Source organism: Stieleria tagensis (genome assembly GCF_024129865.1).
Classification (GTDB): Bacteria; Planctomycetota; Planctomycetia; order Pirellulales; family Pirellulaceae; genus Stieleria; species Stieleria tagensis.
In genome coordinates this window covers 156,396-179,370 of record NZ_JAMYFE010000033.1, presented here as the reverse complement: position 1 = coordinate 179,370, position 22,975 = coordinate 156,396, and the positions used below count along the sequence as shown (strand labels likewise).

General features: G+C 56.0%; 15 protein-coding genes, 1 tRNA gene and 1 pseudogene. 11 read left to right on the top strand and 6 right to left on the bottom strand.

The features are described 5' to 3' along the window. The first annotated feature begins 334 nt into the window (after positions 1–334). Positions 335–1,867: an arylsulfatase gene (locus NHH03_RS07155; protein ID WP_253155073.1), complete on the top strand. Its 1,533-nt coding sequence runs from the start codon at positions 335–337 to the stop codon at positions 1,865–1,867. 56 nt (positions 1,868–1,923) lie between these two features. Here the strand turns inward: NHH03_RS07155 and NHH03_RS07150 are convergent, their stop codons facing one another. The 5 genes from NHH03_RS07150 to NHH03_RS07130 all read right to left on the bottom strand — a co-directional run bounded on the left by NHH03_RS07150 (position 1,924) and on the right by NHH03_RS07130 (position 10,295). Further along, a complete protein-coding gene (locus NHH03_RS07150) occupies positions 1,924–2,637 on the bottom strand; it encodes a hypothetical protein (protein WP_253155072.1) in 714 nt (237 codons plus the stop codon). A gap of 106 nt (positions 2,638–2,743) precedes the next feature. Next, on the bottom strand, positions 2,744–3,163 hold the full coding sequence (locus tag NHH03_RS07145) for a hypothetical protein (protein WP_253155071.1): 420 nt from the start codon (positions 3,161–3,163) through the stop codon (positions 2,744–2,746). 138 nt (positions 3,164–3,301) lie between these two features. Beyond that, entirely contained in the window at positions 3,302–5,062 is a 1,761-nt protein-coding gene (locus NHH03_RS07140; RefSeq protein ID WP_253155070.1) for an amidohydrolase, read from the bottom strand. A 1,146-nt stretch (positions 5,063–6,208) separates the two neighbouring features. Next, entirely contained in the window at positions 6,209–7,639 is a 1,431-nt protein-coding gene (locus NHH03_RS07135; protein WP_253155069.1) for an arylsulfatase, read from the bottom strand. A 259-nt stretch (positions 7,640–7,898) separates the two neighbouring features. Continuing rightward, positions 7,899–10,295: an arylsulfatase gene (locus tag NHH03_RS07130; protein WP_253155068.1), complete on the bottom strand. Its 2,397-nt coding sequence runs from the start codon at positions 10,293–10,295 to the stop codon at positions 7,899–7,901. 205 nt (positions 10,296–10,500) lie between these two features. Here NHH03_RS07130 and NHH03_RS07125 point away from each other — a divergent pair. The 3 genes and pseudogenes from NHH03_RS07125 to NHH03_RS07115 form a co-directional block, all read left to right on the top strand. Continuing rightward, positions 10,501–10,959 (top strand): annotated as a pseudogene (locus NHH03_RS07125) (IS256 family transposase); the annotation flags it as partial. 393 nt (positions 10,960–11,352) lie between these two features. Then, complete coding sequence (locus NHH03_RS07120; protein WP_253155067.1) at positions 11,353–13,020, top strand: arylsulfatase; 1,668 nt, start codon at positions 11,353–11,355, stop codon at positions 13,018–13,020. 260 nt (positions 13,021–13,280) lie between these two features. Further along, entirely contained in the window at positions 13,281–14,270 is a 990-nt protein-coding gene (locus tag NHH03_RS07115) for an HAD family hydrolase (protein WP_253155066.1), read from the top strand. 1,026 nt (positions 14,271–15,296) lie between these two features. Here the strand turns inward: NHH03_RS07115 and NHH03_RS07110 are convergent. After that, positions 15,297–15,371, bottom strand: a tRNA-Pro gene (locus NHH03_RS07110). 226 nt (positions 15,372–15,597) lie between these two features. On the opposite strand from NHH03_RS07110, the gene pyrF reads away from it, so the two are divergent. The 7 genes from pyrF to NHH03_RS07075 all read left to right on the top strand — a co-directional run bounded on the left by pyrF (position 15,598) and on the right by NHH03_RS07075 (position 22,522). Next, positions 15,598–16,497, top strand: a complete 900-nt coding sequence (pyrF, locus tag NHH03_RS07105) for an orotidine-5'-phosphate decarboxylase (protein WP_253155065.1) — start codon at positions 15,598–15,600, stop codon at positions 16,495–16,497. 135 nt (positions 16,498–16,632) lie between these two features. Then, positions 16,633–16,839, top strand: a complete 207-nt coding sequence (gene rpmI / locus NHH03_RS07100) for a 50S ribosomal protein L35 (RefSeq protein WP_253155064.1) — start codon at positions 16,633–16,635, stop codon at positions 16,837–16,839. 94 nt (positions 16,840–16,933) lie between these two features. After that, a complete protein-coding gene (rplT, locus tag NHH03_RS07095; protein WP_253155063.1) occupies positions 16,934–17,290 on the top strand; it encodes a 50S ribosomal protein L20 in 357 nt (118 codons plus the stop codon). A gap of 22 nt (positions 17,291–17,312) precedes the next feature. Further along, entirely contained in the window at positions 17,313–18,344 is a 1,032-nt protein-coding gene (gene pheS, locus NHH03_RS07090) for a phenylalanine--tRNA ligase subunit alpha (protein WP_253155062.1), read from the top strand. A gap of 66 nt (positions 18,345–18,410) precedes the next feature. Then, complete coding sequence (gene pheT, locus NHH03_RS07085) at positions 18,411–20,456, top strand: phenylalanine--tRNA ligase subunit beta (protein WP_253155061.1); 2,046 nt, start codon at positions 18,411–18,413, stop codon at positions 20,454–20,456. Between the two features lies 1 nt (position 20,457). Continuing rightward, positions 20,458–21,486: a DUF4272 domain-containing protein gene (locus NHH03_RS07080; protein WP_253155060.1), complete on the top strand. Its 1,029-nt coding sequence runs from the start codon at positions 20,458–20,460 to the stop codon at positions 21,484–21,486. A 103-nt stretch (positions 21,487–21,589) separates the two neighbouring features. After that, positions 21,590–22,522 carry a CDP-alcohol phosphatidyltransferase family protein gene (locus NHH03_RS07075; RefSeq protein WP_253155059.1) on the top strand — a complete coding sequence of 311 codons (933 nt, stop codon included), beginning with the start codon at positions 21,590–21,592 and terminating at the stop codon, positions 22,520–22,522. Positions 22,523–22,975 lie beyond the last annotated feature (453 nt).

Genomic DNA, 22,975 nt, shown 5'->3' with positions numbered 1-22,975 from the left:
GACATTCGACATCTGATTTCGCGCCGCTTCGTATCGCCCGTCGACTCAATCAGACTCTCGAACGTCATCGACCAAATGAGTTATCAAGTGCGAAGTCGTGATGCCACCAAAATCAGCACAATCGTTTAAGATTCGTTCCTGACTCTTGCTCCAATCCACTGGACACGCGTCACTCGAAGTCGCGTTTGGACAGGGGCGGATGGAAATTTCTGGATTTCGGTGGGTAGATAGCTGCGCATCACCTGCCGGGGCTTTAGAATATGCGACTTCAAGGAAGACTTCGGACGATTGCTTTCACGGACGGACTAATTCTCTCAATTGTTTTGGAGTCACCATGGTCCACATCCGCCGGTTTCTGGTCGTCACCCTGGTCCTACTGGGGTCGGTACAGACCTTCGCTCAAGCCAAACCAAACATCTTGTTTATCATGGGAGACGATGTGGGGTATTGGAATATCAGCGCATACAATCAGGGCCTCATGGGGTACAGCACGCCAAACATTGACCGCCTCGCCAGAGAAGGCGGTCAATTCACGGCCTACTATGCCCAACAGAGTTGCACTGCCGGACGCTCGGCGTTCATCACTGGTCAGATGCCGTTCCGAACGGGCCTGTCGAAGGTAGGGCTCCCCGGGGCTGACTTGGGACTGCAGAAGGAAGATCCGACCATCGCCGAGTTGCTCAAACCACTCGGCTACATGACCGGTCAATTCGGCAAGAATCACCTGGGCGACAAAGACGAATTTCTGCCAACCAACCATGGTTTCGACGAGTTCTACGGCAACCTCTATCACCTGAACGCTGAAGAAGAACCCGAGAACGATGACTACCCGAAAGATCCTGAATTTAAAAAGAAATACGGTCCGCGCGGTGTGATTCACAGCTTCGCCGACGGCAAGGTCGAGGACACAGGGCCGCTAACCAAGAACCGCATGGAAACCATCGATGAAGAAGTGCTAGGCGTCGCCAAGGACTTTTTAGACCGAGCGACCAAGGCAGACAAACCGTTCTTCTGTTGGTTCAACACCACTCGGATGCATAATTTCACTCATGTAAAGAAAGAGAATTCAGGAAAGACGGGGCTTGGCTTCTACGCCGACGGGATGGTCGAGCACGACGCCGTCATCGGCCAGCTGCTTGACTACGTTGACAAACTCGGCATCACTGAAAACACCATCGTTGTCTACACCACCGACAACGGACCGATGGTCTGTTTGTTTCCGGATGCAGGATCGACGCCGTTTCGCGGCGAGAAGAACACCAACTGGGACGGCGGCTGGCGTGTCCCCGCCGTGATCCGCTGGCCCGGAACCGTCAAACCCGGCAGCAAGTTCGACGACCTCGTTTCGGGGGAAGATTGGCTGCCGACCTTGCTTGCTGCTGCCGGCGAGTCGGGCATCAAGGAAAAGCTCCTCGAGGGACATCAGGCGGGCGATAAAACTTTCAAAGTTCACTTGGATGGATTCGACCAGTCGGATTACCTCTCTGGCGAGAGCGGGAAGAGTGCCCGTCCCGGGTTCTTCTACTTCAGTGACGACGGTGACCTGCTCGCGGTTCGAGGCAAGCGAATTAAGGCTCACTTCATGATCCAGGAGGCCACCGGTCTTGACGTATGGCGGCACCCTTTCACCATCCTCCGAGCACCGATCATCTTCGATCTCAAGATCGATCCGGGCGAGCGAGCTCAGGAGGGGATGAACTACAACGATTGGTGGTATCGCCGCGCCTACGTCCTCGTACCGGTCCAAGAGCAGGTCGCGAAGGTGATGGAGACGTTCAAAGAGTTCCCACCGCGTCAAAAGCCTGCCAGCTTCACGGTCGGCGATGCTTTGGAGGCTCTCAGTTCACCAATGGCACCAGGCAAATAATTAGCTCGATCCAATCTCAAACCAACTAGGCACACGATTATTCTGAGGGCTAGTCCTCAATCAAGCGAGCATTGATTGAGATTTTGAGCTTTTTGCGGGCGGAAGATTCGCCGACGTGATGAACGAATGACCTGTGCCGGAAGGAGTATCAGTGAGTTCAAGTAGGTCCAAAATTCCATCCGAACGATGCGGTTGCGTGCTTCCCGACGCACTCGTCGTTGACCTTCGTAGCCTTTGATCCGGATCAACATTCCGCTCCACGTTTTCAACGTCCAAGCCAATGACGCGAACACCATGTACGCCATGTTGCTTTCGAGGTTGTCTAGCGGTGCGCTCAGTGCGCCGCTGGCATTCAGCTGGCTGATCGTGTTTTCTTGGTCGCAACGTTTGTTGCTCGCACGAATCACTTCGCGAGTGGGGACATCGCCTGCCGATTCATTGGTGACGTAAAAGAAGTACTTTTCTTCGGAGAACAATAGTTGCTGGCCACTGGTCACATCGATGTCTTTGCGTACGACGACCATCCGGTACGACTTCTCGCATGCCGTGGGACGATACTCGAATTCGGCGTAGCTCTCACCGGCCAGCCGTTTGTTCTTGTACCCACCCGCTACCACGATGGCTTCCTTGACTTTGGGACGTTTCGCACGTGTCGCCTTATCTGTCGCACTCGCTGAGGATCGATCGAGGCGTTTCCATGCGGTTTTTGGCAAGGAATCGGCTATTTGGCAGAGGTTTTGATGCGCCGAGTAGCCGAGGACAAACTTCACGCCCGAATCATCCCAGCGATCCAAGTGCTCGGTCGAAGAAACTGTCTTCCTGCTGTCTCCAGACCATTTGTCGAACACGATCGATCGCCTGCATCACCAGGATCAGCTACATGTGGCTGAATCGTCGACAAAAGTCACCCGCTGTCGTCGGGTCGGGGATGCGTTCGGATCCAAGGGCATCGAGATAGGCTTCGTCATTGCGTCGATGTTCGATGTGATCAAGGCATGTTCCACCGGCGAGCAAGTGAAGGGCAATGTTGAGGATGTGATCCGCTTCGTCATAGGGCAGATGAAGTTTTAAGACGCTGGCCGACCGATTCAGCTCCTTTCGAAGCCCGAGCGTTTTGATGAGCTCGACGATCGCCGCGAGACCACCGCAAGCGACAGCCTGCTGCTTCTCGGCCAACTCGAGCTTGGTTGTCGCCGGACGGATTAGGGGCGATTGCCACTTGCCATGTTCGACTGAGATTCGACGTAAAAATTTCTGTTTGCGTTTTCGCAGCTGCTGGCGTACTTTGGCGTTCACTCGAAACCCTCCGTTGAGTGAGCAGATCGGAAGCTTGGTAACCTCCAATACACCCGCAAAACGCTGAGGGTTTTCGAGTTCCTTTTGTTTCTCTAAATCAGGCTCTCGCTTGATTGAAGTCTAGGACTTTAAGAATATTCATTTTGCAACGGCCGCGCTTTCAATCGCGCGGAGCATGACGCTGAGGCCGTGGTTGAAACAGCCGTCGCCGCAGACAGGTTTGAAGCCCGGGATTTGGCTTCCTTCACAATGCCTATCGCCCGAGTGGTCGAGAGTGATCCCGAAGACGGCGGGATTGGAAAGCGAAGCGTTTCCGACCGGACGTTTGTAAACGCTTTTCCCTTCCTTGATGGTCTCCAAGACCTTGATGTCAGCGAGCTTGTCCTCGTCGATCTCTAGCGGGTTATCGGAAAGCACAGCAAAATCGGCAAGCTTGCCGACTTCGATGCTGCCTTTAGTCTTCTCCTCGAAGTGCTGCCAGGCCGCCCAAATCGTAAGTGCCTTAAGCGCGGTCGCAACAGGCACTCGATGCTCTGGACCGAGCACTTTTCCAGTGCGGGTCTTGCGAGTGACGGTAGCCGATAGGATTCTCATCGAGTCGGGCAACGCGACAGGGGCGTCATGGTGGCTGCCGAACATCATGCCGCGTTCCAGCACCCATCCGGTCGGTGAGATGTTGGTTGCACGCTCGGGGCCCAGCACCGAGTCACGGTGAAAGTCACCCCAGTAGTAGGTGTGCATGGGGAACAGTGACGGGAAGATGTCGAGCTTGTGGAGCGACTCGACCTGCTCCTCCCTCAGGACCTGGCCGTGGATGAGGACCGGGCGGTTGTCCACGTCCGGGTGCTTCTCCTTCGCCTTGCCGATCGCGGCAATGTAGCGGTCGGAGGCTGCATCACCATTGCAGTGGCAGAGGATCTGCCAGCCATTGGCATAGGCCTTTTCAACCGCGGCAAGAGTAGTCTCCTGGTCGATGGCCGAGTAGCCCACGTAGTCCTTGTCCTGCCCGTCGGGTGGAACAAAGTAGGGCTTCGTTAACCATGCCGTTTTGCCCTGCGGCGAGCCATCGATAGTCAGCTTAACGCCGCCCACGCGGTAATGGTTCTTGTATTCCATTGTCGGCTTTGGATTCTCCACCTCCAGTACGTCGGGATAGGAGACAAGGTCGATCGGAAGCTCTCCCGAATCGGCTACCCGCTCCATGGCGGCAAGACCGGAACCGATCGCCCGGCCTTCCTGGGCGGTGGTGTAGCCGTAGGAGGCCTGGAGCTTCGCGCCCTCGACCACCAACGCGTCGTTAATATTATTGTCGAAGGTCCCGACCAGCTTGCCGACGAGCATGAAGAAAGCGTATTCCTCACACACTCCGTTGGGCTCATTCGTGCCTTCCTTGCGGCGGAAGACGCCGCCGTTCGGGTTTTCAGTGCTCGCGTCAATGCCGGCGAGTTCCAGCGCCTTGCTGTTGGCCACCCCGAGGTGTCCGGATTGGTGGATGATCAGCACCGGAAGCTCCGTCGAGACCTTGTCGAGGTCCTCCTTGGCGGGATGGCGTTTCTCGGCGAGTTGCGAGTCGTCGTAGCCGAAGCCGGCAATCCAACCCACCTTCTTAACGGCTTCCTGGTTGTTCTCTGCCCAGTCGGAGAGGAGCGTCTGAATGCTGGGAATATCACTGCCGTTTCCGTCGGGCGGCGGAAGCACATTGGCCGTGCTCGCCTGGATTCCGACCATGTAGGTGTGGCCGTGCGAGTCGATGAAACCGGGCAGCATCGTCTTGCCGCCGAGATCGATCAGTTTGGTGGCGTCGCCCCTGGTCTCAAGGACCTCGTCCATTGTGCCGACGGCGAGAATCTTGCCGTCCTTGACCGCCACGGCTTCAGCGGTTGGTTGAGTGTCGTTCATAGTGACGATGGTACCGTTGTGGTAGACGGAGTCTGCTGTCTGAGCCGCGGCATTTGGTACGTTATTGGATACGAGAATGGAAAGGATTGCCGCAAGTAACAATGCAGATTTCTCAGGCGATCGTTGCAGGCACATAGGTCGTTTTCCTTGTGAATAGTTGAGGGCTTACTGCTTGTCGGGCATAAGCTGTTGCATCAGGGCGCTGAATCAAGGGTTGCAGCCTTCTGCATCGGTGGGTAATCCGTCAGCATGATTACATGTGCGGCCATCAAGTGCTGGATCGGTCGTCACGAGTCGTCAGTCCCTCGCTGGCACTGTTTGTACCCTAAGCTTTGATCACGCCGCCAACTAACCTGCACATGGGCCTTTCCTTCGAATCATTCAATTCGATCGCAGACAAGGGCTGAGGACGACGGCCTGTACCTTCACCAATTGCGAGACCATATTTTCTGTTACTGCCTGATGAAATGCAATCACGAAGTGCGGCACAGAACCGCTTTTGATACTCGCTAGCGACGCGCTTTAGCGATCTGGCGACTGGAATGATCCAGCAATCTTCCTGATCACAGGGAGTTGCGTTTTTAGTAGTTCCAAATACCAGGCGCGATGCCTGCAAGATGGTTCGCCAAACAGCTTTCTGCGCCGCGTTCCAAGCCGTGATCGTAGATCGCTGAAAAGACAAATCGAGGCTGCGAGGCCTACTGCTTATGGCATCCTCAGGCAAGTCCCATCGACGACATTAGCTTGCATAACGACGGGGAAACCAACGATTTACGATGCGTTGATAACCCGTAAGAACCTTGCCATTAACAAAGGCGGGGCGACAGGACACGGTTAGAACTTTTTTCTCTGCTCTTTCTGACCTGCAAACATCCGATCCAGAGACTTTTGCCGGGCTAAACGGGCTGGTCGGAGAATATCGCAAACAGCTGAAGTAAATCGCTAGTCACCTTTCAAAGCGGGGCTCAAGCGGTTCACCAGACAGCTTTTCTAGCAGCGTCGCAAAGCAAATTTGATTGGCAAGGAAACCCTGAAAATTCCCCAAAAGAAAACGAGTGCCGCAACTTGAACAACGCAATCAGGGACGCAAGTCCTGCTACGGTCAATTGCTTTGTAACAAACGCCTAGCAGATTTGCATCGTCAGCTTACTTCCCAGGTCTGTACGGTTCAGGAGTGCCGAGCTTAATTGGTGGTTCATCCATTAGGCTCTTTGCGTGTTCATTAACGAGCTTGCTGATCGGCGGCATCACCCAAAAATTCTTTTCACCCCATTCTCCGCCCTTTTCAACAAGGTCGTACTCCTCCTTGGGATCGGTCAACAAGTTGTAGAGCCTTGGCATTCCGGGCCGCTCAATGATTGAGCCCATTGTATCCTGTGTCATAAAGTGCAGCTTCCAGTTTCGCCACTTGTATGCCTGCAGCAAATCTCCGTTGTAGACAGGGAAGCCCTCCCGCGGCGAATGCTCGGCCTTGCCTGTGAGGAAGTCGGTTTGGTCAAGCCCGTCAATGGTTCGATCCGTTGGCATCTTCGCGCCACCTATTCGTGCCAAAGTGGGATAGAGGTCGGCAATATGCACGATCTCATTATTCACCGAACCGGCCTTGATCTTGCCAGGCCAACGGACCAGAAATGGAGCGCGAAGCGATCCTTCTAACGCCGTGAAGTATGTGCCTCGCCAGGGCCCTGCCGTTCCATTGTGGGGGAAAAGCTCTTCTGGACCGTTCTCGCTCAACCAGATGACAATCGTGTTCTCGCGAACGTTGAGATCGTCGATCGCGTCAAGAACTTGTCCAGCCCGGTAGTCCAACTCCGCCAGCGCATCTGCCCAACGGCCGTTACCGGTCTTCCCGTCGAAATCCGGGTGGGGTAGTGTCGGGACGTGAACCAGCGTAAACGGTACATAAGCGAAGAATGGCTTGTTGGCAGCGACGCTCCGTTTCATAAAATCCACTGTACGTTCGGCTAATTCGGCATCGATTCTCCGCCGAGCCTCGCGATCGTAGACTTTGACTTTCTTGGGTTGCTCCCCTCTTTTACTTTCCATGATCGAGGGTGGCTCAAGCACTTTTGGGTCGTACATGAAACCGGCAGTGTAGAGCGACTCGTCCGTGGTATTGGGGATTCCGTACCAATCGTCAAAACCCTGATCTGTAGGGAAGCGACCTTTCGTGTCACCCAGGTGCCACTTGCCGTACATCGCCGTGGCATACCCTTGTTCGGAAAGCAACTCGGCGATGGTGACTTCCCACTGTGTCAATCCATAAAGCTGTCCCCAAACAACTTTGGTGGTTCCCGAGCGTATTGCATGACGCCCTGTCATCAGCGCTGAGCGGCTAGGTGTGCATTGGGTCTCCACGTTGAAATTCAGCAGCCGCATTCCCTCACTGGCAAGCATATCGAGACGAGGCGTTTCAGCACCCCGGAGAATTCCACCGCCATAGACGCCAATTTCCCCCCAGCCCAGATTGTCCATCACAATAAGGACGATGTTCGGTTTATCCTGGGCATGCGAGGTTTCGGAAAAAAGTGGTGCCACTGCGAGCACCGCGATCGTTAACAGAACACCTCTATTCATAATAGACCTCAGGAGTTGATGTACAGCGGCCCGTAAGGCGCAAAGCAGCCTCCTTTGTCACCTTGCCAAACGCTTCTCAAATTGTGACTATCCCATCAGTGAGCCGCCCAGCCAAACAGTTTCCATGGCCCAAAACGCGACCACCAAAAAACGGGCAAAGGTCTTGTCACCCGCTTTCGGCGGTCAATGTTTTGCGCTGGACGATAAGCGTTGAAGCAGACCGTCCCTCGACAAACAGAATATCTTGCACCGTCCTCGCTTATTTGATCTCAACAACGACCGTTTTGAGTTCACCCTGGAAGTCGAGTGGGGCCTGATAGTCGTAGGTCACGGGAGTGCCGGTGTCGGTCCCGATGTCCTGATTTTCGGAAAGCGAGTATTTGAACGGGGTGGTCTTCTCAACAGTCCCCGAACCTGCTTGCTTGCCGTCGATGAACAGCGTCAAGATGCCATTCTTGCCCATCTCTCTACCACCCTGATAGGCGAAGTCCACCTTCAACTCATGGTCACCGGCAGGGACGGGACTATCGCTCTCGACCAAATAGACCGCGACGTCGATATAGTTATGCGAGGCTTTCAACTTACCGTCCTTCAGATAGAAGGCCCAACCGCCGGTATTGCCGCCTTGGGTGAAGATCATGCCATTGGCATCCTCCTCGATCTTGACCTTAGCGGTGACGCTGAAGGACTTGTTCTTCAGGTCTGGGGCCGAGGATTCCGGCAGCCCGGCAAGCACGCCGTTATAGGTGAAGCTAGAGCGACCGCCAGCCAGATTTGGCTTTCCAGTCTCTTCGGCGCTGAATCGTTCCGCGCCGCGCCAGTCTAGTGGCAACGCCTTGTTGACTGAGGCCTCAGCCCACCACAGTGCCTTAAGCTCTTCAAGTTTGTCGGGATGCTTGGCGGCAATGTCCTTTGCTTGGCTGAAATCATCGTCGAGATTGTAGAGTTCCCAATTCGCCTTCAGCGGATCAAATTCGCCGCGAACTGGGTCCCAAGGCTCGAAAGCGCGCGAGGCGGCCCACCAGCCATCTTTGTAGATGCCGCGATTAACGAACATTTCGAAGTATTGACTCGTCCGAACTTCTTTGGCATTTCCGTCGTTCAACACGCTCAGAAAGCTTTTCCCCTGAATTGGCGTTTGGGCGGTGCCGTTGACGCTACGAGGCTCAGGGATATGAGCGGCTTCTAGGATGGTTGGCGCGATGTCAATGACGTGAAGGAACTGGGTACGGGTCTCGCCGGCTTGCTTGAACCGGGCGGGCCATTTGACGATCATCGGATTGCGTACGCCTCCGAGGTGGCTGGCAACTTGCTTAGTCCACTGGAATGGGGAATCCACCGCCCAAGCCCAACCGGCTGGAAAGTGGTTGAAATGAAGCTCGGTCCCGATCTCGTCGATACGGTCGAGCATGTCCTCGGTTTTCATTAGATAGGCATTGAAGAAGGCATTCTCATTCAATGTGCCGTCGAAACCGCCTTCGGCTGACGCGCCGTTATCGCCGACGATATAGATGATCATCGTGTTCTCCGCGTCAGGAAGAGTCTTGACATAATCAAGCACTCGCCCGACTTCATAATCGACCTGCTCACCATAGGCGGCGAAGACCTCCATCATGTGACTATAAAGCCGCTTTTGATCGTTGTTCAGGCTATCCCAGGCTGGCAGACTAGCGGGACGTGGAGTCAGTTCGGCATTCGCTGGGATGATCCCGCGTTCCTTTTGCCGCTGGAAAGTCTGCTCGCGATAGACATCCCAACCCATGTCGAACTTGCCCTTAAACTTCTCAATCAGTTTTTTGGGGGCCTGGTGTGGAGCATGGGTTGCGGCGGGCGCTAGATAGGCGAACCAGGGTTTGTCGGGTTGGACGGCCTCAAGCTTCGTTAACCAGTTAATTGTGTGATCGGCAAGATCGGTGCTGAGGTAGTATTCCTTGGTTTCGGGAGTGCCTAGTGGGGTCTGATTCTCGAAGAGATAGGGCCGGACCTGGTTTGTGTCCCCCGCCATGAAACCGTAGAAATAATCGAAGCCGAGTCCGTTTGGCCAATGGTCAAACGGGCCCATGACGCTGGTTTCGTAGATCGGCGTATTGTGGTTCTTACCGATCCACGCGGTGATATAACCGTTCTGTCGCAGGATTTCTGCGACCGAGGCAGTATCCTTGGGAATGACGCCTGTATAGCCGTCATAGCCGGTCGCAAGCTCGGTGATAACGCCAGTCCCCGCTACATTGTGATTGCGCCCGGTCAGAAGCGCTGCTCGCGTCGGCGAGCATAGGGCGGTGGTGTGGAAGCGAGTGAAGGTGAGCCCTTCTTTGGCCAACTTGTCCATTGCGGGTGAAGGGACACCGCCGCCTGTCACATTAAATTGGCCGAAGCCCACGTCGTCGAGTAAGACAAGCAAGACATTTGGTGCGCCATCGGGCGCTTTGACTGGCGTTGGAAACTTCGCGGGGTCCGAATTCAAATAAGTTGTTCCGACATTGCCAGAGAACTTTTGTTCCGCATAGGGGAGCACCGCCTGTCGCTTCAGGTCAGCTGGAGTCGTCTGAGCAGTGGCAGTACCACCACTCAAGATTGCAATGAGGGAGAATAACACGAATATTGTTGCGTCAGTTCTCATCTGTTCAGAGTCCTTGCCAGGGGTGATGACGGTCATGAATTCAAATCCTTGTTTTGCAACGGCATAATCATGCAGCGCGCGGCTTTCAAAATCGGGCGGACATACCGTCGCATTGCCCTCGAAACTTGGAGCGTCTCACATTGCATGACTTAGTATGGAGACAGAAATACAACGGCAACGATCATCGCCGTCAATTGGAGCCTCGTAGAGCAAGCGTCTTATTTCGGAAGCGTCCCAATAATTGTTGAAAGTTGAAAGATGGTCTCCCGGAGGGCAGAATCTGCCCTCCGCAACGTTTCAATTTTCGCCGGCTGCAACCGGCGAGGAGAAGTCGATGTACGAAGTTAGTCTTTTGCAAACCCTCGGGCAAGCTTCTGCGTCTGAAACCGGCCAAGTCTTCCGCGACTTCCTGCGGGGACGTGTCCGCGAGATGATCTGTGAGGTCATGGTGGCTGAAGTCACGGAGCTCTGCGGCCCCAAACATGCTCCCGCCGACAGCACCCACCATCGAGCGGAAACCAGCCCAGGTCGTGTTCTCTATGAAGGTGAGCGTGAGGAGGTTGTTCGTCCACGAGTGCGGGTGAAGGTTGATGATGGCACAAGCCATGAAGTTGAATTGGCCAGCTATTACGTCGCCAAAGACCCTGAGCAACTTCAAACGCAAATCGTTCAGCAGCGTGTTGATTTTCCCACCGCTCGCGTATCGTATTCAGATCACGCTTGGAGGCTTCACGATGGCACTTGTGTGCCGCCCGCTCGATTCCGTGTAGGCAAGGCGACAGTTTGAAGAGAAAACCGCCTGCGCATGAGATTCTTGCGATGATTCAATGAGACCGCCATTAAACAATGCATCGTTTAGCTAAACGACCGTTTAATTAAACCATCGTTCAATTGACCGGTTAGAGACCTCCATCTACGTTTACTGTAGAATGCTGAGGGGAGCGTCTCTGGTACCGACGCAGGGTCGGCTGAGACGCCAAAGTCGTTCGAACTGTGGCCGTCAGCTACGTCAAGCAGGAATCGCAATACGCGATGCCCGCATACCTTTCCAACCTTTTTTGGACACATCAAGATGAGAGCAACCCGATTAACAGTGCCACTCCTCCTCGGGGCAATCTGTGCCTCGCTGGCCACGACTACCGAGGTTCGGGCTCAAGACCAGAAACAGCCCAATATCCTGTTCCTCGTTTCCGACGACACCGGGTTCGGTGACCTCGGACCCTATGGCGGCGGTGAAGGCCGCGGCATGCCGACGCCGAACATCGACCGCATGGCCCGCGAGGGTATGACGTTCTTCTCCTTCTATGCCCAGCCGAGTTGCACCCCAGGCCGAGCGGCCATGCAAACCGGACGGATTCCCAACCGTAGCGGAATGACGACCGTCGCCTTTCAAGGCCAAGGCGGCGGATTGCCCAAAGCCGAGTGGACACTGGGATCGGTACTGAAGTCGGCAGGCTACAAAACGTATTTTACCGGCAAGTGGCACCTGGGCGAGTCCGATTACGCGTTGCCCAACGCTCAGGGATACGATGTGATGGAACACTGCTTCCTGTATCACTGCAATGCCTACACCTACGGTGATCCAACTTGGTTCCCAGATATGGATCCGAAGCTGCGGGAGATGTTTGACAAGGTCACCAAGGGATCGCTCTCTGGCAACGCTGGCGAGGAGGCCAAAGAAGACTTCAAGGTCAACGGCCAGTATGTCGACAAGCCGAACGAAGACAACGTCACTCTGGAAGGGGTCACGTATCCCGATGGCGTCGTCGGGATTCCCTTCATGGACAAGTATGTCGAGGCGTCGGGGATCAAGTTCCTGGAAGATGCTGCAAAGAATCCCGATCAGCCATTCTTCATCAACATCAACTTCATGAAGGTTCACCAACCGAACCTTCCCGCGCCGGAGTTCAAACACAAATCCTTGTCAAAATCGAAGTACGCCGACTCGGTCGTTGAGTTGGATACTCGTATCGGAAACGTCATGGATAAACTCCGTGAACTGGGATTGGACAAGAACACGCTCGTGGTCTACACCACGGACAACGGAGCCTGGCAGGACGTCTATCCCGACGCCGGCTACACCCCGTTCCGCGGCACGAAAGGCACGGTCCGAGAAGGGGGCAACCGCGTGCCGGCGATTGCCGTTTGGCCGGGAAAAATCAAAGAGGGTGTGCGGAACCATGACATTGTCGGTGGGCTGGACTTGATGGCCACGTTCGCTTCGGTGGCCGGTACCAAATTGCCGGAGAAAGACCGCGAAGGAGAACCGATCTATTTCGATAGCCACGACATGTCGCCGGTCCTGCTCGGCACGGGCAAGAGCACTCGCAAGGAGTGGTTCTACTTCACCGAGAATGAACTCAGCCCAGGCGCGGCCCGCGTGGGCAACTATAAAGCCGTCTTCAACATCCGCGGCGACGACGGACAGGCGACTGGCGGTCTGGCGGTTGATTCCAATCTTGGTTGGAAAGGGGCCGAAAAATACGTTGCTACCGTACCGCAGGTCTTCGACCTATGGCAGGATCCGCAGGAACGGTACGACATCTTCATGAATAACTACACCGAGCGTACCTGGACACTGGTGACGATTAGCAAATCGATTCAGGAACTGATGAAGACCTACGTAGAATACCCGCCACGCAAACTGCAGAGCGAAACCTACACAGGGCCGATCACCATTTCTGCCTACCAAAGGTTCCAGCATGTTCGTGAGCAGTTGAAGAAAGAGGGAGTCGTTATTCCGCTCCCAACCGGCAACTAGGTCGAATGAATTTTGGCGCGGGCCGCCTTCGCGCGGCCCGCGTTTTCCTTTTGTGCCGGGAAGCTTCGAGCGCTGAATCGACGCGAATAGTTCGAGAACTATTTGAAGCGAGTCACTGATCGGGCCTTGAAGCCATCTACATCGGACACGATCAATATTTCGGCCAGGACAAGCTCAAAGTCGCAAAGGCCTGGGTCAAAGAGCAATCGTAATCAACAAACAGGTGCAGTTTTGCAACTGCAGTCCATTGGGCAACAACCATGACCACTCGACACTTCCAGTTTCTAACCGTGCTATTGATTCTGTCCCCAGCGGCCAGTGCTTTGGCCCAGGCGGATCCGCTGCCTTCGTGGAACGACGGCAAAACGAAGCAGTCGATTGTCGACTTTGTGGACCGAGTGACCAATGAGGAAAGCCCGGATTACGTCAGAGCCGCCGAGCGAATTGCTACGTTCGATAACGACGGCACGCTGTGGAGCGAACAGCCATTCTACTTCCAGCTTGCGTTCGCCTTGGATCGCGTCAAAACGCTGGCGCCAGAGCATCCCGAATGGAAGGAGAAACAGCCGTTCAAAGGTGTACTCGATGGCGACCTAAAAGCGGTCATGGCGGGCGGCAAGAAGTCGCTCATCCAAATCATCGCCGCCACACATGCCGGCATGACAACCGATGAATTCGAGGCAATCGTCACCGATTGGATTTCCACCGCCACGCATCCCAAGACCGGTCGACTGTACAAGGAGATGGTCTTTCAACCAATGCTCGAACTGCTAGCGTACCTCCGCGTCAACGGGTTCAAGACATTCATTGTCTCAGGTGGCGGAATCGAGTTCATGCGGCCATGGACCAAAGCAACCTACGGCATTCCACCGGAGCAGGTCGTTGGGAGTAGCATTAAGACGCGGTACGAACTCCGTGACGGCAAGCCGGTCATCATCCGGTTGTCAGAAGTCGACTTTATCGACGACAAAGAAGGCAAACCACTCGGGATCAACTCGCACATTGGACATCGGCCAATCCTCGCCGCTGGTAATTCAGACGGCGACCTGCAAATGCTTCAGTACACAACGATCAGCCATTCGCCGAGTCTTGGTTTGATTGTGCATCACACCGACGCCCAGCGCGAATGGGCCTACGACCGAGACTCACATATCGGCCAGCTCGATAAAGCGCTCGACGACGCCGCCAAGCACGGTTGGACCGTAGTCGACATGAAGCGGGATTGGAATATGATCTACCCGGACGAGTGAATCGGTAGGTCGTCCCGGGACTCGCCGTACGACAGTGACCTCGTTCTGGCTATTCGCGTTTGCGCCCAGGATTTATCAGTTGGGCAGAGAAACGGCAGGAAGGAATCGATTCGATTCATCTTGGTCGCAATCGCCCATTCTGCGCCGTTGTGATGCGACGGCTGGCCGCGCCCCTTGGATTTGTGGCGCGCTCTAACTCAAGCGGTGTTCAATACCGAAGCGGCAAAAGAAAGTTTAATCTGAAGGAGGATGCATCGGCCGAAGCGAGTTCGCCCGATCGGTTCGCTGCACTCTTCGCAAAATCTCGGACCAGATTGAGAGGAAACTGCGACGAAGCAACGAATCTGTAATCGGTGTGTTGACCGACGCGCCCAACGGAAATCGCCACGAACTGGCGGATGGTCCAATCGAATCCACGAAGCCGATTGGTTTCGAATTCGATTGTGACAGGCAGATTTGCCGCTTCGCTGTGATTGATTCCTCAATGAATGGATGCCATTCCATAGTGATCAAGATCCCTACGGACCGAACGGCCGGACGATTCTCCGTTTCAAGAGGAGAGTCTCAGTCGGCAATGGAGGCTTGCCTGCTTTCTTCCTGATGCGATTGACTTCGCAATGGATCATGAGCAGTTGCCTACGGATCGGCGCATCGGGCGCAATTGGCAGCCGACAAAACGCCAACGCAAGTGCTCTTGGTGAATCGCGCCGAACGCGTTCGGCAAACCAAGCTTTTAACTCAAGATACTGCCGACGTTCCCTGGCGACATGCAAATGCCATTTGCCATCGCGACCGCCGCTCTTCTTTCGACCGCCAAGCCTGTAGCTGATTGCGTACCCGGCGTTCCTTCGATTTGTTCGAGCCAAGGCAGGAGAAGCTCCTGAGGTTGCGGCGATCGAATATCGATTCGCGGTGCCGGAAGAACCAGCGATGCAACTGCAGTGCTACTCCAATGCTGCCCCGGATTTGCCCCGGGGGGCTCAACGACAAGGACGGCTTGGAGTCAAAAATGCCGTAAAAAACAAGTCGGGATGACAAGATTCGAACTTGCGACCTCTGCACCCCCAGTGCAGCGCTCTAACCAGGCTGAGCCACATCCCGTGTGGCCGCTAGAGTAGCGGAGACGCTCGGGATTTTCTAGAGCGTCGGCGGAGGTATTCGGTGCAATTCTGGCATGCCCCTTTTGACCGCCAAATTCTGACTGAACCGTGTCTCGCGGTCGCGCCCCTGGTTCCCGGTTGCCGGTCGACGTGAGAAACTGGCCGCCGGCGATGCTCGGAGGCTCGCTTGGTTTGCCACGAAGTTTTCATTCCGGAGTTTTTGCCGTATGTCGTTTGCGACTCAATTGGCCGCCGCGGTCCGCCGCACCCGATCGGTGACCTGTGTCGGGCTGGACCCCCGCAAAGCCTCGTTGCCCGCCCCGCTGCGGGATGCGATCGACGCGGATCGGCCAGAGCAATGGGCGGCGGCCTACACCCAGTTTTGTTGCGAAATCATCGACGTCGTGGCCGATCTTGTCCCCTGCGTCAAACCACAGGCGGCATTTTTCGAACAACTGGGTCCGGCCGGGATGATTTCACTGGGCGAAGTCGTCGCCCACGCGCGAAAACGCGAGTTGCTGGTGATCTTGGACGGCAAACGCAATGACATCGGCAGCACCGCCACGGCCTATGCCGACGCCTACTTGGGTGCCGACAGCCCCTGGGGCAGCGATTCATTGACCGTCAGCCCCTATCTGGGCCGCGATAGTATTGAACCGTTTGTCGAGATGTGCGATCAGCGCGGGGCTGGCGTGTTTGTGCTGGTCAAAACGTCCAATCCCGGCGGCGGGCTGCTACAGAACCGCCAGAGCGATGGGCAAACCGTCTACGCCCGCGTCGCAGAATTGCTGACCGAACTGAACGCCAGCCGCACCAATGCGGACGGCTATGGACCGCTGGGAGCCGTGGTCGGAGCGACTTACCCGGAGGAGCTGGTGGCGATGCGCGCGGCGATGCCGCACAGCTGGATTCTGATCCCTGGTTTTGGCGCCCAGGGCGGCGCGGCTGATGATGTCAAAGGCGGATTCCACGAAAATGGCATGGGGGCGGTCGTCAATAGCTCTCGTCACATCATTTTCGCTCATGCCCGCGAGGAATTTGCCGATAAGTTCGGTGACGCGCGTTGGCAGGACGCTGTGCGAGCGGCGACCGAGCAGATGAATCAGCAACTGAATCTAGTCAGCTAGCCAAAACCCCGCGAAATCGAGGTTTCTGCGACTGGAACCCTCTTCCGAATCCGTTGCGCGGTTGCTACATTTCGCGATTCCCTGCCAATGACTTGCGGTAGGCAAATCAATGAACACCCACCAAAAGATGGAATCATGGGCAACAAGATGAAGACCCATAAGGGCATCAAGAAGCGTTTCCGTTTGTCCGCTACGGGCAAGGCGATGCACCGTCAAAGTGGCACCAGCCACTTGGCAAACGGTTTGACCAAAAAGCGTCGTCGCAACCTGCGCGGCACGACTTCGCTGGATACCTGCATGGAAAAATCCATCCAGGCGTCGCTCAACGGCTACAGCAACTAGTTTTTTTAACCCATTTGGATAGGCGAAACATCGGCTCACCACCTCTGTGTGGGCCGGGGCCTGAGTCCAGAACAACCTTGAAGAGAATGCACCCATGCGTGCCACCAAAGGTGCCGCTCGTCGGCAATCGAAGAAACGACTTTACAAACGCGCCAAAGGCTATGTCGGCGGACGCGGAAAACTGATCCGATCGGTCAAAGAGACCTTGGTTCGCAGTGGCGCGTATGCGTTTCGTGACCGCCGCGTCAAGAAACGTGAGTTCCGTCGTTTGTGGATCACCCGTTTGAACGCCGCCAGCCGTCAACACGGCCTGCGTTACAGCGAGTTCATTTTTGGTCTGAAGAAGGCCGGGATTGAATTGGACCGCAAAACGCTTTCCGAAATGGCGATTCACGACGAAGCCGGCTTCACCGCCGTGGTCGAAAAAGTCAAGGAAGCTCTGGCAGCTTAAGCTGAGCAACAACAGCCCTTCGATGTCTCTTCAAAACTTTCTCTCCGCCTTGGACTGCTTGCAAACCGAGGCGATCGAGACGCTGACCGCAGCGTCGGATGCCGATGCATTCGAGGCTGCGCGTGTCAAATATGTCGGTCAGAAGAAGGGCGCGCTCAAAGACATCCAAAAGCAGATGGGCAAGGTCGCAGCCGAAGACCGCAAGAACGCGGGCATGCGGCTGAACGAGGCCAAGCAAGCCATCGAAGCCGCCGTCGCCGAGGCCCAACAACGTTTGGGCGGTGGTGGCGAAAGCGGTGCCGACCCGACGTTCGATCCCACCCTGCCGGGCGTTCGACCATCGGTCGGACACATTCATCCGATCACCCAAACGATCACGCACCTGACCGAGATCATGGGGCGGATGGGTTTCGAGGCGGCCGAGGGCCCGGAGGTCGAAGACCCCTGGCATAACTTCGTTGCACTGAACATCCCGGAAGACCACCCGGCCCGCGATCCGCTGGACAATTTCTATTTGGCAACCGCCGAATCGGGATCGGAAAATCGCAACGTCGAAGGCAGCCGTCTACTGCGCAGCCAAACCAGCACGGTTCAGATCCGTGTGATGGAAAACCGCCAACCGCCGATTCGCATCATTTCGTTGGGACGTGTTTATCGTCCGGACGATCCCGATGCGACCCATTTTCCGATGTTTCATCAAATGGAAGGCTTGTTGGTCGACACCCACGTGACGATGGCCAATTTGAAAACCGTCCTCCGCGTGTTTGCCACCAACTATCTAGGCGGTGATGTCGAAATCCGATTCCGCCCTTCGTTCTTTCCCTTCACCGAACCCAGTGTCGAAGTCGACTTTTTGTGGGACGGCCAGTGGATCGAGTTTGGCGGCGCCGGAATGGTCGATCCCAACGTCTTTCGAGCCGTCGGTTACGATCCCGATCAAGTCAGCGGATTTGCCTTTGGATTGGGCGTGGAACGACTGTGCATGCGACGTCACGGGATCAAAGACATCCGCGATCTGTACAGCGGCGACATGCGCTTTCTAAGTCAATTTTAGTTTGCCACAACTGGGCAGACTTCGATACGACACGGGCGATCAAACGCTCGTCACCTGGAACTCACCATGCTTGTTTCTTGGAAATGGCTCTCCCAATACGTCGATCTCAACATGGATCGCGAAGAGTTGGAGACGCGACTGGCGCTCAGTGGACTGAACCACGAGGGCACCGAGACACCGGCGGACAATCCCGCACTGGCTGCGGATGATTTCTGCATCGATCTGGAAGTGACCAGCAATCGCGGTGACTGCCTGGGCCATCTAGGTGTGGCCCGTGAGATCGCGGTGCTGTACGACCGAGAATTAAAAGTCCCCACGCCGAAACTGCCCGCGTCATCGGTGCCAATCGATTCGCTGTTGAGAGTCGATAACCAATTCACCGAAGCCTGTCCGCGCTACACGGCGCGCGTCATCCAAGGCGTCAAAATTGGTCCCAGTCCAGACTGGATGCAGGCGGCGCTGCGCAGTGTCGGAATCGGTGTGGTGAACAATGTCGTCGACGCCACCAACTATGTGATGATGGAATGCGGCCAACCGTTGCACGCGTTTGATTACGCATCCATCGCCGACCAAAAAATTGTGATCCGCCCGGCTGCTGACAAAGAGTCGATCACGGCGATTGATCATCGCCAGTATGAACTTGATCCGTCGATGTGTGTGATTGCTGACGGGCAACATGCCTCGGCCGTTGCTGGTGTGATGGGCGGTGCAGATTCGGAAGTCACCGAGACCACGACCGATCTGGTGATCGAGGCCGCCATCTTCACACCACTTTCGGTTCGCCGCACGGCGCGAAAGTTAAAACTGCACAGTCCATCTTCGTTCCGCTTCGAACGTCGCGTCGATCCGGTCGGAGTCGATTGGGCCAGCCGACGTGTTTGCCAATTGATCGTCGAATCGGCTGGTGGGACCGTTGCCGACGGTGTGATCGATACGGCGGCTGACATTCCCGGTAGCGATCCGATCGTGCTGCGACTGTCGGAGATCGAGCGGATCTTGGGGATCACGATTGATGCCGAGCAAGTACAGCGAATCTTGACCGCGCTCGGCTGCCAATGCGAGCGTCCCTTTTCCAACGGCGAAGCTAGCTTTGTCGCGCCCAGCTGGCGCCATGATCTGACCCGCCAAGCTGATTTGATCGAAGAAGTGGCGCGGATCCATGGCTATGACAAGATCCCCGAAGACAGTCCGATCCCGGTAGCGCCCAGCAGCAAGCGGACGTTTGATTCGGCGACCGAAAAGATTCGCCGCGTGTTGACCGCGGCTGGATTGAGCGAAGCGATGACGCCCAGTGTGGTGACAAAAAAGCTAGACGAATCGTTGTCGCCATGGACCGATCGCCCAGCGCTGGCAACCCAAACCGCGATGCTCAAAGGCGCCAAACGGCTGCGACGGACGTTGATGCCAAGTCTGTTGCAGGCCCGCGCCAACAACTGGGCGTCGGCGTCGATCGAAGCCAACTTGTTTGAAATCGCTCACATCTACGTGCCCGGCAAGACGCCGGAAGATTTGCCCGAAGAACTGTACACCGTGGGCATGGTCGTCGGCGGAGACTTCTTCACCGCCAAAGGCATCCTGGAATCACTTTGTGAAATGCTTGGCACCAAACACCCGATCAGTGTCACACCGGTTCCCTCATCCGGCTTTGTGCCGGGGCAATTGGTCCGCGTGTCGCTGGGCCAATCGCAGCTCGGATACCTAGGGGTGGTTGATCCGAAAACCCTTAAGCAATGGAAATTGCCGGGGAAGGTGGTCGTCGCGGAACTCTCGCTGCCGGGATTGCTAGCCGACAGCCAACTGGTACCGCAGCAGGTCGTCGTCAGCATGTTCCCGTCGGTCGAACGGGATTTGAATTTTGTGATGGCCGAATCGGTCCGCTGGAACGACTTGGAAACGGTGGTTCGAGCGGCGGTCGGCGACCCACTGAAATCAATGGCCTATCGCGAAACCTATCGGGACGCTGCCAAAGACGGCAAGGATCGCAAGCGAGTGCTGTTTTCGATGCAACTGCAGCGTGACGACGGCACGATGAGTGGTGAAGACGCGGACGCGCTCGTCAGCCGTGTGATCAGCGACTGCAAGCAGAAGCTAGACGCTGAACTACTTGGTTAACATGCCCATCGAAATCTTTGCCTACTGCACCCATCGCGAACCGGCGGCGCCGGAGTTTCCGCACGAACCGGTCTTTGTCCGCGACTACTCCACGCCCGGATTCGTCGAACATCTGATGAGTTTGGTTCAGGATCTGTTTCAGGCCGAGGAGGGTGAAATCAGCCAATCGGTCTATGCCGTCTGCCGCCATCTGCAACGCACCAATGTGTTGGTGGCCATGAAGGTCGACGGGGAACACATCGAAGCGGTCGCGCCATGGGCCTGGAAATCCAACGCCATTTTGTTTTTGCCGGATCGCAGCATTCGCGATCCCAACGGCGCGGTGCTGTACGATCCGTCGACCAGGCAACCTGAATCGCATGCGCAAATCCCCTTTTTGCCGGACGCCAGGCAGCGCAAGGCGCAATCCGAAGTCGAACTGCGGAACCGATTGATCGACACCCCCGACAGTTTGCCGCCGGTCATCAGCGAACACGAAGTCACATTGCGGTCGCCGGATGATGTCGTGTGGCGGATGCTGGCTCTATTTGTCGTGGCAGTGCGGGCCGAATCGTTGGCCAGCGGGAAACCGATTCCGATCGAGGCACTGCGAGAAAAATCACCGCTGGCGTTCCAAGCACTGTCGCCCTGGGAAACCGCCTTTCTAAACGATCCCTCGCCCGAAGAATCAGCGGTGTCGGCCGCCGGATGGCGGTACGAGTCACTGGCGACACTGCAGTGGGCACTGGGAATGCAAACCAATCTGCCGTTTCCCGATTCGATTTGCGACGTCCCCGAGGCCGCTCGATTGATGATCGAAATCCCGGCCCGGCAGATGATCGAATCAAAAACGCTCCGCGGAACCGCCGAAATCTTAGACGCCCTCGACCTGAACTTTCGGCTGTTATGGGCCGCCCGCGACGCCGCAATCCGCGAGACCGAATTGCCGGCAGGAATCGAAGGCGGGGTGATCACCGAACGTCAGCACGCGCTGAACTGGTTGACCTACTTTGAAAATGCTGACTGGGACGAGGTCGATATTCCATCGTGAATCGGCCTGGGGTGTTTTCTCTAAACAGGGCCGTTATTTGTGCTAAGGTGGATGCTTGGTCAACGACGCCCTGGAATCTTTATCTGTACCTGCGCCAACTTCTATGAGCGAACTGAAACGACGGTTGTTCTCACGCGATGATTTTGTCGAATCGCAAGATGTTGACCTGGATTCAGGCAACGGCGCTGGAAACCACCTGTCCACGAACGATTCACGCAAGCAAAAACGCAAGCGACGACGTCGGCTGATGCTGGCGGTGTTGCCCACGATGCTGACGCTGGGAAACGGCGTGTGTGGGCTGGGCGCAATCGCGGTCGCTGTCAGTGGCGCCGAATTGGACTGGCCGCTGGAACAGAAACTGTTCGCGTCCGGGATGCTGATTTTCGGCGGCATGTTGTTTGACGCCTTGGATGGTTCGGCGGCACGGATGACGGGTCAGGAAACCGAATTCGGCGGGCAATTGGACAGCCTGTGTGATGCCGTAACCTTTGGCACGGCTCCGGCGGTGATCATCTGGCGGATCAGTGACGCCTTGCCGCAGCGATTTCTGTGGGCGGTTGGCGTGCTGTTCACCCTGTGCGTGCTGATCCGATTGGCTCGCTTCAACGTCGAAACCGAAGAAGACGATTCGCACCAGACGTTTGAGGGACTGCCCAGTCCGGCAGCGGCGGGAACACTGGCGGCCTTTGCGATCGCCATGCCAGATTTAAAAGCCGTCGCCGTCAATCCGGACAACCACGAGAACATCCGCTGGCTGGCCGACCGCGTGCTGGTCGGGTCACATTACTTCATCCCTGCATTGGCGGGTGTGCTGGCGTATTTTATGGTCTCACGATTTCAATATCCGCACATCATCGCCCAATGGGCCCAGGGTCGTCGCGCTCCCCACCAGATCGGCCAGGCGTTGTTCGCTGTCGCCGTGCTGTTTTGGTTGCACTGGTTAGCGCTGCCGCTGGTGTTTTGCTACTTCGCGTTCGGAGCACCACTGCGATCGCTGATTCGCTCACGACGCCGATTGGTGCCTGCAGAATCATAGTGGCATCGGCACACTCTGCATCGTAACTGGGCCCGCCAGCGTTCAGTCGGTCTGAAACCTGGCGGTTCCAGCTACGGGAAACACAGTCTGAAACCTGGCGGTTCCAGCTACAGAAAACACAGTCTGAAACCTGGCGGTTCCAGCTACGGGAAACTCAGTCTGAAACCTGGCGGTTTCAGCTACAGGAAACACAGTCTGAAACCTGGCGGTTCCAGCTACGGGGAAACACAGTCTGAAACCTGGCGGTTCCAGCTACGGGAAAACTCAGTCTGAAACCTGGCGGTTCCAGCTACAGGAAAACTCAGTCTGAAACCTGGCGGATCCAGCTACGGGAAACTCAGTCTGAAACCTGGCGGTTCCAGCTACAGGAAAACTCAGTCTGAAACCTGGCGGTTCCAGCTACGGAAAACACAGTCTGAAACCTGGCGGTTTCAGCTACAGGAAACACAGTCT